The 14,330-nt window shown below is 39.4% G+C and carries 7 protein-coding genes; all 7 read right to left on the bottom strand.

All coding sequences use genetic code 11. The features are described from left to right. Positions 1 to 62 precede the first annotated feature (62 nt). Positions 63 to 1,556 carry a Gfo/Idh/MocA family protein gene (locus tag AC4MRQ_RS13095; protein WP_491198130.1) on the bottom strand — a complete coding sequence of 498 codons (1,494 nt, stop codon included), beginning with the start codon at positions 1,554 to 1,556 and terminating at the stop codon, positions 63 to 65. Positions 1,557 to 1,789: 233 nt separating this feature from the next. After that, complete coding sequence (locus AC4MRQ_RS13100) at positions 1,790 to 3,013, bottom strand: glycoside hydrolase family 27 protein (RefSeq protein WP_491198131.1); 1,224 nt, start codon at positions 3,011 to 3,013, stop codon at positions 1,790 to 1,792. A 149-nt stretch (positions 3,014 to 3,162) separates the two neighbouring features. Next, positions 3,163 to 4,995, bottom strand: coding sequence for a RagB/SusD family nutrient uptake outer membrane protein (locus AC4MRQ_RS13105; RefSeq protein WP_491198132.1), 1,833 nt, complete (start codon positions 4,993 to 4,995; stop codon positions 3,163 to 3,165). Between the two features lie 26 nt (positions 4,996 to 5,021). Continuing rightward, positions 5,022 to 8,426, bottom strand: coding sequence for a TonB-dependent receptor (locus AC4MRQ_RS13110; RefSeq protein ID WP_491198133.1), 3,405 nt, complete (start codon positions 8,424 to 8,426; stop codon positions 5,022 to 5,024). 96 nt (positions 8,427 to 8,522) lie between these two features. Continuing rightward, entirely contained in the window at positions 8,523 to 9,554 is a 1,032-nt protein-coding gene (locus AC4MRQ_RS13115; protein ID WP_491198134.1) for a FecR family protein, read from the bottom strand. Positions 9,555 to 9,634: 80 nt separating this feature from the next. Continuing rightward, positions 9,635 to 10,216: an RNA polymerase sigma factor gene (locus AC4MRQ_RS13120; RefSeq protein WP_491198135.1), complete on the bottom strand. Its 582-nt coding sequence runs from the start codon at positions 10,214 to 10,216 to the stop codon at positions 9,635 to 9,637. A gap of 218 nt (positions 10,217 to 10,434) precedes the next feature. Next, the gene (locus AC4MRQ_RS13125; protein ID WP_491198136.1) at positions 10,435 to 14,250 is read right to left on the bottom strand and encodes a discoidin domain-containing protein; all 3,816 of its coding nucleotides are present in this window, start codon (positions 14,248 to 14,250) and stop codon (positions 10,435 to 10,437) included. Positions 14,251 to 14,330 lie beyond the last annotated feature (80 nt).

A 14,330-nucleotide genomic window follows, 5' to 3' on the forward strand; every position in this document is an offset into this window, starting at 1 on the left:
GTATATCTTTCCTGAAGGGTGTATAAACAAAATGAACAGGTCTTTCGACCTGTTATAATGGATTAATGAACATTTAACTGACTGCTGGAATCGGCTTTTTTCAAATTCCTGACTTTTGTTGTTCCGCCACCTTTAAGCGTCAGTTCAACTGGTTGATTGGTTTTCCAGGCACCTCGGGTAAAGTCGGGCACATTAATCGGTTTGGAGCCATTTAGAATTGACCATTCACTTAATGGTGTTATACAGCTCCAGGCAGCCGCATCATACACATCCATATCCATAGGTAAGCCATTGCGTAAACAATCGATCAGGCGCCAATCCATTATAAAGTCCATACCACCGTGACCACCAACTTGCTTAGCCATCTCACCAACACGACGCACAATTTCAGGAGTATAGGTATCCCACAGTTCTTTCATTTTCGCTTCATCAGCTTTGGCATGACCAAAAGCTATGTGTTGCAAGGGCCACTTTTGTGCAAAGCATTTGGTACCACTTAGCATATGAATACGTGAATAAGGGCGTGGCGAGCTAATATCGTGCTGGATCATGATGGTACGACCTTTTACGGTACGAATCATTTGCATGTCCATGTTACCACGCATCTGTTTTCCAATAAGCTGTTGCAAATCAGGGCGATCAGGTGCCAATTCTTTAATGCGATGTTTCAAGGTAAAATCATCTGACATCATAGCTGTTAAATAATCCATACGATCACCGCGGTTGATGTCCATTGCCTGACAGATAGGCCCTAAGCCATGAGTTGGATATACATTGGCTTTACGCGTATTTTCATGTAAACGCCATAGTTTATCGTATGCACCATCACCTCCTGGTTTATCATCCTGTGGCTTGTTAAAATGCCAGTAATCCAAATCGTGAATGTAAGCTCCTTCCCCATGCACCAGATCACCAAACACTCCCTGACGGGCCATATTAAGTGTTAACAACTCAAAAAAGTCGTAACAGCAGTTCTCCAGGATCACACAATGCTTTTTGGTTTGCTCTGATACTTCCACCATTTCCCAACATTCGTCCATGGTTTTAGCGGTTGACACTTCTACTGCCGTATGAGCACCTCCATGCATGGCAGCCAATGCAACGGGTACGTGCCATTCCCAAGGGGTAGCGATATAAACCAGGTCAACCAAACCACTATCACATAATTCTTTAAATGCGGTGTCGCTACCCGTGAACTCTTTCGCTTTAGGCAAACCTGCATCGGCAAGAATTTTCTGAGCCCCATCCATGGCTGCCTGGCGTGTGTCGCAAATAGCAGTTACCTCTACGCCTTCAATATGCGTCATGCGTTTTACTGCAGGTGTTCCACGATCGCCTATCCCAACAAAACCAACACGCACCGTTTCCAGTTTTGGAGCTGCATAACCACACATGTTAAAGTGCATCTTGGGCATCCGTTCAGCATTTTGGCGGATATAAGCCACTTGTTCTTTTGTATTTGTTTTATTGGAACCATAACAAGAGGTCATAGAACCAGCTGCAATTGCACCGGAGCCTAAGGCTACATTTTTAAGAAAATTTCTTCTACTAGACATGAGTTTATATTTTAGTTTAGTATTATTTGAGATTGTCTGTCCATTCTCAAAAATCAATTGTTTGTTAATATATCAGGTTCCTTCAATCGGGTACCAATTTTAATTTCCAATAATTATATTCCAAATGTTATCAGTAGAAGAGGAATATTAGGGGGGATAAAAGGGGGAATACATTTGGAAATAATTAAAGCGTTATCAATATTCATCCCTAAATGTTTGGTTTTTAATGAATCCTACTTGTTGGAAATCTTAAGTACCTTACATTCGTGAGGCTCCACAGTCAGTGATATCAGATTTGATTGTTTAAATTCAAGATCTTTGTGTTGCCACAAATCGCGTACTTTAACCTGACCGTCAAAACCTAACCGGGCGATATTGAGCGAAATTTTTCGTTTTCTGTTGTTGTCGCGATTAAGAAAACCAACGGCCCATGATCCGTCTGCCAATGGCTTGGCCCAAATCTCTTCCGCTTCATTTTTATAAATGCGAGATGCCTGCTTGCCTAACTTATCCTGGTTAATAGCTATAAGCTCATGGTTGGTGAGAATGCGTTTTGTGTTGGCATCCATGTTACGGATGTCACATGTCATCAGCAAGGGAGCTGATAAAAGTGACCATAAACTAAACTGTGCTTCATACTCAGTAATTGTGCAACCATTGGCGCCATTTGCGGACGAGGATGCACCAGTTCCGTTAAGACCAATCACCAACATATCAGGATCATTCCAATGACCCGGACCAGCAAACTTCTCTAATCCAACTTGCCTGTCTAATGCTTCCATTATGCCGTTATGTCCGCTATTATATCGTCCGTGCTCCCAGGTATCACGTAAGTCCCATGTAGTGCGCCATAATTGACCATCAACTTTCTTACCCCATAGCCAGGGTGCCCGCTGTCCCCATTCACAAATGGCAAATACCATTGGACGCCCCGTTGCTCTCACAGCTTTAATGAATTTCTCGTATCGATCTATGGCTGTAAATAGATCTTCTGGCGCATGGCAATAATCACATTTTATGTAATCTACACCCCATTCGGCAAATGTCTTAGCATCATTTTCTTCATAGTTAAGACTTCCCACCATTCCGGCACATGTGTATTCAGCAATATCGGTGTATATTCCAAACTTTAATCCTTCACTGTGTACATAGTCAGCGACAACTTTCATCCCATTGGGAAATTTATTTGGATCAGGGTAGATTTTTCCATCTTCATCCCTACCTCCATGCCAAAGATCATCCAGAATAATATACTCGTATCCTGCTTCTTTCAGACCATTTTCCACCATTGCATCAGCCAGTTCCATTACAATGCTTTCGCTGATGTTACCTTCAAACAGATTCCAGCTTATCCAGCCCATTGGAGGAGTTGGTGCTAAGGTTTCTTGTTGAGCTTTCATTAAGGAGGATGAAAAACCAAACAGGAATAAGACGAAATAAAGTGATTTTGTTTTCATGTGTTTAAATTTTCTTTCAGTTGTCACATGGAACTCTCAAGAAATTTTAATCATTACCCTGTGTGTAATTTTTAAGATTAAAATTTACATGTTCGTTTCATATGTAGTTATAAATGTAAAAAAAATGCCCCGCAGGGCACTTCTTTTGATTAGTTATATCCGGCATTCTGATCTAAAAGCGGGTTCTTATCTCGTGAGGTTGTTGGTATTGGCATTAACATCAAACGTGGATCCCATACTTTTAATGCACTAGGGTTACCTTGTGGATCGTATGATTGTCCTTGCATAACAACACTTGCAGCTTGTTGACCTTTAAAGCCACCATTACGATTGTCATCTTCAAACAGACGGATGTCAAAATAACGGAAACCTTCACCAGCCAGCTCAATTCTTCGTTCGCGTCGGATAAATTCCAATGCCTGATCCTTACTTAAACCTGTTGGTACATCAGGCATTCCACAACGATCTCTCAATTTATTAAGTTCAGTTACAACTGTTCCATCATAACCGTCAGTTTGTGTGTGAGCCTCGGCATAGATTAATAACATCTCAGCTAAACGAATAACATGAAAATCTGTCCCACTTAAATGGTATGAATCGCCCCAAACTGAAACTATATCATCACCTCCACTCATCTTACGCCAGACAAACCCTGTTTGCCCATAGTTATTGATACTGTAATTATACTCCTGATAATTCCCATCGAAGTACGTATTAACAGCTGAAAAGGGAAATACAATGGATGCATACAATCGACTATCGCGATTTAGAAACTCAGCCAGGTATGGGCGAGTTGCCAATTCATCAGAGATGCTTGCTACTGCCTGACTAAAAGACAAATTATCATTCGGATCATTCGGGTCATCTCCTTCCTGAATTCCTGCTATCTCATTTCTTAAATTATTGTAATATGTCGCACGGGTGTCTTTATCAGGCACAACAGCATCAGTTTGTCCATCGGCTAACCAATAGTCATCTACCAAATCTTGCAGAGGAGCAATCGTTGCCCATGCTTGCTTTTCTGATAGGTTTGGTGAAAGAAAAGATGTTATGCGATTGAAATCACCATGGTCTTCAGTTGCTACATATTCTTTAGATATAATAGCTTCCGAGTTATAGTCAACATTCCATATGTTTCGGTAGTTAAATATACCTTGAATAAAACTCTCTTCATCAATTCCTAAAGCGTCAAAATCAACTAAATCTCTAAAGTAATCAGCATCTTTTTGCTCCGTATCGGATAATTCGCCAGCGTAATGTAAAGCGTACCCACCTTCATCAATGACATATCTGGCGGCATCAGCAGCTTGATCGTAATTACCGAAATAATAGGCTGCTCTGGCTTTGAGTGTATAAGCCATAGCTTTATTGAACTTGCCTGTGTCATTATTCTTGGGTAAGATATCTGCTGCAGCTTGTAATTCATCCAAGATCCAGCTGCGAACTTCGCTTGCCGGATTGCGGGCTAGTCCATCAGGGTATTCCGCATTTATATCTGTTACAATTGCAACATCGCCATAATATAATGTTAACTCCATGTATAACCAGGCTCTTAACATACGTGCTTCAGCCTCCAGCTTATTAGCCATATCTTCTTCAATATCAAAGTCTGCTAATTTGGCTATTAACATGTTACAGGTACGAATAGATGCATATGAATTTCCTTTATCACCATAATGATTCCAGTCGCCATAACCAAAGTTTTCAGAACCCGATACAGCATTGGTTTGCACCAACGCACCGTTACTATCCCACCAGTTGCGTGAGTAACCATTATCGGCATAGCCTTCCTGAAAAACTAAGCCACTGCCCGGGATTTCAGCATAAATTGCATTGCGTAACTCTTCAGCTTTAGATGCATTAATTTTTGAAGGATCTAATGCATCGTTTGGTGCTTTTTCCAGAAAATCATCGGAACAAGCCATAAATGCCACTAATGGCAATAGCCATATTAGCTTATGTATATATGAATTAATTTTCATTGCTTTTCTGATTTAATAACTGTTGATTAAAATGTAACTGAAACACCACCGGTATATGTTTTCATACCTAATTGAGCACCACGGCCAGATGATCTTTCCGGATCGAAATCTTCCATGCGCTTATCACCTCTTATTGTGAACAAATTATCTCCTGACACGAATACCCGAACCTTTTCAAGTCCAATGGAAGTGACTAAATGCTTTGGTAGTGTGTATCCAAGAGTGATGTTCTTGATTCGGAAATAATCAGCATCAAATAACCAATACGATGACTGAATGGAATTATATTGGTATCTTAAATCGTTTTCTTTATACAATTTAGGATATCGAGCATTTTGATTTTCCGGCGTCCAATTATCAAGTTGCCATTTACGAGGCACTGCGCTATTAAAGAAAGCTTGTGACGCCTCATTATCCATATATAGCTTAACGCCTGATACTCCCTGGCCTAAAGCCGATAATGAGAATCCTTTATAATTAAGCTCCAGGTTAATGCCATAGGTTAAATCTGGTACATCACTTCCGACAATTGTTCTGTCATCAGCGGTAATTTCACCATCACCATCCTGATCAACTAACTTCACCATACCTGCCTCAATATCGTAACCACCAAATTCAACTACATTACCATTGGCAATATCCTCAGTTGAGTATAAGCCATCAGCTTCGTACATGTAAAAACTACCAATAGCCTGACCAACTTGGTTAATCCAGTATCCGCTCGGTGGCAATTTATCTATTCCTTCACCAAGATCAGTAATTTCGTTTTTAATATAAGCCAGGTTGAAACCAACATTGTAAGAGAAATCACCAAAGCTCTTTTGATGGGTTAAGGCTAATTCAATACCACTGTTGTCAACTTTACCAACGTTCTTGTATGGTAAGTTAGATATTCCGGTCTCTGGTAATATATCAGTTTGCTCAACCAGGATGTCATCAGTTACGCGAACATAGTAATCTAAGGTTAGACCAATAAGTCCTTTGTTGATAGACATGTCGAACCCGATATCTGTTGTTGTTGTCTTTTCCCACGTTAATGAAGGATTGGCAATTCGCCCTTCAACTAATATCGGTAGCACAGTTCCTCCGTTGTAAACTGTTCCAGCTCCACTAAATGTATCATAGGTATCGTACAAGCCAACGTTTCGAATATTACCATTTTTACCCCAGGAAGCTCTTATTTTTAAATTATCAAGCCAATCGAGGTCACTCATGAATCCTTCTTCGCTTAATCGCCATCCGGCAGAGAAAGAAGGGAAATAACCCCATTTACCAACATTGGCAAAACGTGATGATGCATCAGCTCTAAAATTGGCTTCGAACAAATATCGTCCATCAAAGTCGTAAGTGGCACGTCCAAAATACGATAGACTGGTTTCTTCGTTGTATGAGCCGTAAGTTGTTAATTGATTATCAGGATCAGTCGAACCTCCGCTGATAGCGTTCATATCATTACTTGGGAACATCTTACGACCGACATCCAGGTGTTTGGAATGCCACGAATCTGCATGCATACCAACCATGATACCTATGGAGTGAACAGTGTTCAATACTTTATCGTAGTTTATCCAGCCATCATAAACAAACTTTTCATTGTAACTCCAATAATTTTTCATTTGGTTTACATCAGAGCCTGCAATTGGAGCTTCATTTGGATTTAAATAACTTGGCACACCCTCAAGTGTATTAAGAAATTCGAATTTTCGATAATCATAGTAATTGTAAGCTAACTGATTAGTGAATTTAAATCCGTCAAAAGGTTTGATAATTGCATTAACGTTACCCAAAAAATGTTTGGTATCACTATTATCTCTTCCTCTGGTATGTAAACGGCGTAATGGATTGTAGCCAATCTCTTCAGCTGTTGCCTGACGAAAGTCTCTGACAGATCCCCAGTTCCCATTTGTATGACGGGCAACATGCGTTGGTGGCTGTCTTAAAAACTCTGTTAACGAAACACCTCCTAACGAATTATCATACTTCTTATAGATGAAATTAACATTAGTAGAAACTGTTAACCAATCTTTTAACTCAGCCGTTGTTTTTGTCAAGAAATTGTAACGATCAGTAGCCGATCCTGGTGTTAGTGATTCATCGCGTTGATATCCTAAACCAAAAATATACTGTACCTTTTCCGATCCACCTGACAAATTCAAACTATGCTTGGTAAATATTGCAGATGGTTCTAGAACTAAATCAAACCAATTTGAATTTGGATATAAATCAGGATCAGAACCATCTTTATACTTTTGAATATCATCGAGTCCATAACGTAAATTAGCTTCTTCTATGCCACTGTTTATCTCTGATATGCGATACATTTCAGCATATTGTGCAGAATTTAATACTTCAGGAATATAAGTTGCTTTTTGAGCACCAAATGAGCCGTTATAAGTTACATTTAAGGCTTCGCTTTTTCCTTGCTTAGTCGTAACTAAAACAACACCATATGCTGCTTTAGCGCCATAGATTGACGCAGAAGCTGCATCTTTTAAAAACGATATGTTCTCAACAATTGTTGGATCCAGATTATTAAAGAAGTCACTGCTTACTTCAATTCCATCAACAATATATAGTGGGCTTGAAGCTCCAGCAAAAGTTCCCCGGCCACGAATATTAATTGACGCTCCTCCTGGTCGGTCAATAATGGTAACACCAGGAACGGTTCCTTGTAAAGACTTAAGGATATTTTCTGTTGGTCGCGATTCTAAAGCTTCGCCATCTATTGTTGCTACCGCACCTGTTAAATTAACTTTTTTCTGTGTGCCATAACCAACTACAACTACTTCATTCAGGTCAGTGAATTCATCAACAAGTGTAATGTCGATTGAATTTCTTCCAGCTACATTTACTTCTTGACTTTCAAAACCTATGTATGAGAATGTAATTATAACATCAGCAGTATTAACAGAAATAGTATACATCCCATCTATCCCGGTTATTACACCATTAGTTGGGTTGGCTTTGTCGAAAACATTAACACCAGGTAATGGCTCTCCATTAACATCAACCACTTTACCACTTACTTTATGGTCTTGTTGAGTGACAGTTTCTGATGCATTTTGAGCAATAGGCGTCAGGATCACTTGATTGTCTATAATCCGATACGTGACGTTACTTTGTTTAAAAAGCTCTTCCAATACATTTTCTATTCCCTCATTCTTAACGTCAATGCTCACTCGCTTATCGACATCCATACTTTGAGGACTAAAGAAGAACTTGTATTCCGATTGCTCTTCCAATGCATTTAATACCTGCAGTATTTTAACATTATTCAGTTTGAGATTGACCTGTTTTTCTTGTGAAAAACCGTTCGCAGACCAAGCTTGTAAAATGCCTATAAATAATAAGACCAAAGTTGCTTTCATAATCCGCACTACTCTTTTAGGGGTACAATGATTTCGTACCCACGGTTTCTGTTTTTTTTTCATAAATTTGTAATGTTTGTAGGGTTCTAAAAATTACGCTTTGAACACTCTGCATTTTAAACAGGATCGTGTGCCACCACTTTCCTGTTTTCTTTTTTATTATTGATTTTTGTATATCACCACCTTTCTTTTTGTAAATGACCCATCCTTTAACTGTTTGGATGGTTCAATTTTATATCTGATTGGTAAAATCATTTTGGTCAGCTCAAGAACTTCCTCCAATCGCTCATTTTCGATTTTAGCATATACGGGAAGTGTTTCAAGCTCTTTATCTGCAATTTCCATTGTTACATCGTAAAATTGTTCCATTTTAGATACTGCCTCTTTTAAGCTGCTGTTTTTCAGGAGTAAGATACCCTTTGTCCAGGCCAGGTTTTCGTCTTTAGCCTCGTTGTCGACGGTATAGTTCTGTTCCAATTTGTTATAAACAAAGGCTTCTCCGGGCTTTAAAAGTGCATGATGTTCATTATTAATACCAAGCATTTCAATGCTTCCCTCTTCAAGGTACACTTTAGATGTTGGACTTTTATTATTGGCCTGAACATTAAAGCGGGTACCTAAAACCTTTACTTTAAAGTAATCGGTTTTAACAATGAATGGTTGTTTATCGTTTTTAACTACGTCAAAAAAAGCCTCTCCCTGAAGGTTGATGGTACGTTGATTATCTTCATTTAATACATATTGAATATTCGATCCTGACTGTAACCAACCAACAGATCCATCAGGAAGGGCGAACCGTGTTTTTGTGTTTAAAGGGGATTCAATAGTTATTGGGACTGCCGAATAAGATTCAACATCATTATTCGATAACTTATTCCAGCCTATATAAACGATTAAAGGTAAAAGTAAAATGGCAGCAGCACGTTGTATCCACCAACCTATGCTGTGATCTTTTTTCTTTGATACAAGTTCTGTTTCCTGAGTTTTAAAGAAGATCTTATAAAATAAGTCATCGGGTTCGGATAATGTTAAATCGTCATCATCACATAGTTCATCCCAATGATTATGCATGAGCTTTTTAATTTCAGAATTATCTTCATCACTGACTTTAGACCGCAAAAGGTTGGCATCCTCTTTTGAAAGATTTTCCTTATTTTTTAGTTTCTGGAATATTAGTTCAATTTTTCTCATAAACAACAAGCTTCATCTATACTATCCTTATTGTTTTAGAGGGTCCTATTGATCGATGATTTTTTTTAAAAGAAAATTGACTAAAAAAATAGATTTAGTGCTAATAGTACGGTAAGATTGTTTTTTAGTTGTTCTCTAATTATCTGGTATGCTGATGTTAATTGGTTCTTAACAGTTTTTTCAGATATATTTAAATAGTTGGCTGTTTCCTTAATAGATAATCCCTCATTTTTGCACAAGTTAAAGATCTGCTTTCTTTTTTCGGGCATCTGATCAACAATTAAATTGATTCGTTGCATTACATCAGAAAGCGAGATTTCTTCTGCAGGAATTATTGAATCATTATATTGGTCTTTAATAAACTCTGATTTTATTTTTTCCTCAATCTTTTTCTTGTTGAAGGACTTTTTAATTGCATTATATGCAATTGTAAAGAGGTATCCTTTAAATGATTGTTGCGAATCTAATTCGCTTCTCTTCTGCCAGATCTTAATAAAGACTTCCTGAATAATTTCTTCGGTATCTGCTTTGGAGTTCAGGTAAGTGTTAATAAACTCAAAAAGACGTTTACCATATAGTTTATATAACGACTCAAAAGCTTTAGGTTCATTATTTGCCAACGCAACTAATAGCTTTTGTTCCCTTTCCCGAATATTTCCCACTGCAGTATTCTTTTGAAGCCGTTAAAATAAATTAAAATAGGGCTTTTCTCCAAACTTAGTAGAAAACACCGAGTACCATTATTTAATAAATCTGGTTGTTGCAGATAATATTTGGAATTGACTTAGTGCCTTTATTTTTTGTATGAAACTATAGTTTAATCGGTTCTTGAAATTACACTCTGTAACCAGCTTTTCCTGCTGGCTACAGAGTGTGAAGATTAATGAACTACTACTTTTTTAGTTATTTTTTGACCATCAGAAATCAGGTTGATGATATATATTCCCGGAGCTGCATTCATAAAATTGACTTCCTTCTCATATTTACTGAGTTGCTTTTGGGTTATTATTCGACCGCTTACACTGAATACCTGAACAGTACTTTCCACGTCCAGATTGTGACGGAGGTAAATAATTTGCTCTTTGCTGTACACTTCAAGTTCAGCTGGTTCCCGATCTGGTTCAGGAATTGAGGTATAGACCGGTGAGCTTACAATAACATTCAGTTCAGCAGCAGAAGCCCACGCATTGCCATTCACTTCTGATGTGGATAAAAATCTCACATAACGACCTTCCCTGCCAGAGAAATTAACAATCTTTTCTGCAGTACTATAAGTCCAGGTACCACTGGCCACCTTTTTACTATTATTAAATCTGGTATTGGAACTGACATAAATTTCATAACCTGCCACATGTCCATTCTGATTGCCATCCTGACGAGGTAGATATTTAAAACCGGATACAGTAAAATTATCACCCAAATCTAATATTATCTCATGAGGATAACCCGGGGATGAAGGACTCCACTGAGTATGCCAATAGGTATTGGAATCACCATCTATAGCAAGATCAGCAGCTTCACCTGACTGTTCACTGTCAACGTAGTTAATGGACAAATTAGGATCATTACTTCCTCCTGTATCCAAAGCACCATACACATCAATTTCAGCTGCAGAAGCCCATGCGTTCCCATTCACTTCTGATATGCCAACCAGCCTTATGTATCGACCGGTTTTTGGAGTGAAGAATTCCTTTTTCATATCAGTAGTGCTATTCCAGGTACCTGCTTTAACTGCAGTTCCCCAGTTTGATCCATCAGCAGATACGTAAAACTCATAATCTTTAATCATGCCATTCTGGCTTCCATCCTGTCGTGGCAGGTAGCTAAATGCTTCCAAATTATAACTTTCACCCAAATCAATTTGTATTTCGTGTGGATAATCAGGAGATGACGGACTCCATTGAGTATGCCAAAATGTGCTTGTGTTGTTATCGAACGCCCGTGTAGCCTCATCACCTGTCTGCTCACTATTAACAGATTGAAGCGTCCAGTTGGTTTTATCTACAGCTGACTGCACAACCGTAGCAGTAACCATGTTATTGAATGTTTGACTGTTGCTGCCATTAGCATCTGTTACAGTAAGCGACACATCGTAAGTTCCAGCTTGTGTATAGGTGATTTGAGGCTTTTCATCGCTTGAAGTAGTTGGTGTACCACCTGGAAAGCTCCAGGCATAAGTCGCATTTTCAAGTGCCACCGAATGATCCACAAAGCTGACCGGAATATTAACAACTACATCATTACTTGCAACCATGGCATTGGCCATGGTTGATGAATTCTCGTACAATTCATTTTCCCACACACCTCTCTGTGTTCCGATACGAATCTTGTTTTTAGCATAGTTCAGGCGAATGAACCAAGCATCCGTAGCCATTGGTAAGCCATTGTTGAACGCCTGCCATTCAGTCATACTATTATTTCTGTACCAAACCCCAACTGAGTTGGCAATATAAACACCACCATTAGTCCCGTTCTGATTGGCAATGTGATTGATCTGGTAAGACGGCAAATTACCAACCGGTCCTGAATAATCGATCCAGGAATTTCCACCATTGGTTGTTTTCAAAACTTTTACATCACTTTGCTTACCTCCCATGGTCAGCCACATAATATTTGAATCTGCACCATCAATGGCTATGTTTGAGAAACTCTTACCCATCGAAACAGAAGAAGAAGGTGTGATATTGGTCCAGTTAGCACCTCCGTCATTGGATTGGTAAACGGTATTCCAATTCACAATGACACACACCACATCCGGATTCAGATAGCCTGTTGTAATGCGGTTCACGTAATAGCTGCTGCCGAAATCTTTCACCTCAGTCCAGCTACCTCCATTGTCAGTTGTTTTTAGAACTTTACTGTCATCCAACGTATAGAAAGTATGGTAATAACGATGCTGAAATGTCTCTATAGGATTAAGATAAGAAGGGCAATTGGCTCCTAAGTCCACAACCACAGGCTGCGTAATCCGGTCAGCAGAACGCGTAATCTTCACACTTCCCCACGGACGCGCATAGAGATACTGATCATCTCCTTTATTAACCATTACCGTTCCGGCATCAGCCCCTGAACTCACATACCAGCCATCGTAAATATTATCATCCCGAATCTCAACGGGACCATGATACATTCCAATCCCCATAATATCTGATTTCCAAGCCTGATCAAAGCCCCACACTTCAATTCCTACAAAACCGAAACTCTTATTGGTAATGGTAGTACACTGGTCAGATGAGTAATGCATACCTCCATCGGTGGTGATCCAGGTATGATTGCCTTTTATGGTAATTCCCTGAATGTCATAATGCGTCCAGGTACTGCTTGATTGAGGATGTCCTCGTTTGACACAACTCCATGAGGCACCACCATCGGCACTTTTCCATAAATTGATACCTCCAAACAACATATAATCAGGATCAGTATCCGAAACTGCAAACGCCATATCCCATGTATATTGTCCGCCACCTGTTCCAATACCATCTTCGTCATAATCAATCATGTTGGGAGCTGCTGCTGTAGGATTAGATTCTACACCTTCGGAGCCACAGCAATGATGAGTAAAGGACGCCCCTGTATTTGTTGATTTATAAATACCATAAATTCCCTCTACCTGATTGGAACTACCAACATTTTTACCACCGGGACATACAACCCAAACATTATCTGGAGCAGCTGCAGAAACAGCTATTTCGGCACGCCCCATGTTTTCATTGGAACCTTTTGTGGGATATCCCTGTAATATATTGGTCCAGGTTTCACCATAGTCCGATGAACGCCAAAATTCGATCCATCGATTATTCCAGTCGTTTCCATTACTCACAGCCACATAGATAATTGCAGAATTAGAAGGGTGTATCTCCACATCCCATGTTTCACTATTAAACATTTGATTCCAGGTGTTACCTCCGTTGCTAGTTGTATACAAGCCCCATGCAGCAGCCATATAGGCTCTATCCGGATTATTGGGATCAACCGCGATATTGTTGGAACCTCCGCCACCTGGATAATTAGCCGTCCAATCTAAACCGGTAACACTCCATGACAATCCTCCGTCAGTTGATTTCAGGGCACCAGAATTGCTGGCTGCATAAACCACATTAGGTGAATTCTTACAGTATGCAATACCTTTCACCGATCCCACTAAAAGGTCAGCGCTAACACAATTCCAGGTACTTCCTCCATCTGTTGATCTCCAAATACCTGCAGAAACTGAAGCAGCTAAAACAATGTTGGAGTTGGTTGGATGCACAGCAATACTTCGCACTACTCCTTGTGTTGGGTGAGCACTTTGCATCGGAGCCTGCATATCCACTTTATGAGGGCCAAGCAAAGTCCAGCTGCTAGTCGTACTTTTCAACTCACTGGCAGCCTTTGCAACAATATCATGGTCAGTGGGGTTAACAGTTGTTTTCAATAGGTTACCCTTTGCGTCAAAGTTGGTTCCGATTTTTCGAAGCCATTTTTTGTACTCTCGGGTTTCCAGGCTCTCTTCTAATTTTCTCCCTTCGAAAAAGTCCTTATACGCCTTCATTACTTCAAACACATTGGGGTCCTCAGACTTCATTAGCTGATACCAATGGCTGTTGTAATAAAGACGCTTTTTGCCTTTACTCTCAAAATTTTCATCAAAATTCTGAGCTTTTGATAATGAAACCACCACACAAAGTAGTCCCATAATGGTAATGATTCTTTTCATTGAGATGAGTTTAGTTAAACATATTGAAATTAGATTGAAAGGGTTAATCAATTATTTAGGTAATGCTTCTTCATAAGAGG

The sequence above is a fragment of the Carboxylicivirga sp. genome (genome assembly GCF_982718395.1).

Excerpts from the sequence above, each read along its gene's own strand:
- AC4MRQ_RS13105 (WP_491198132.1), bottom strand. The coding sequence starts at position 4,995 with ATGAAAATTAATTCATATATACATAAGCTAATATGGCTATTGCCATTA.
- AC4MRQ_RS13115 (WP_491198134.1), bottom strand. The coding sequence starts at position 9,554 with ATGAGAAAAATTGAACTAATATTCCAGAAACTAAAAAATAAGGAAAAT.
- AC4MRQ_RS13095 (WP_491198130.1), bottom strand. The coding sequence starts at position 1,556 with ATGTCTAGTAGAAGAAATTTTCTTAAAAATGTAGCCTTAGGCTCCGGT.
- AC4MRQ_RS13110 (WP_491198133.1), bottom strand. The coding sequence starts at position 8,426 with ATGAAAAAAAAACAGAAACCGTGGGTACGAAATCATTGTACCCCTAAA.
- AC4MRQ_RS13100 (WP_491198131.1), bottom strand. The coding sequence starts at position 3,013 with ATGAAAACAAAATCACTTTATTTCGTCTTATTCCTGTTTGGTTTTTCA.
- AC4MRQ_RS13125 (WP_491198136.1), bottom strand. The coding sequence starts at position 14,250 with ATGAAAAGAATCATTACCATTATGGGACTACTTTGTGTGGTGGTTTCA.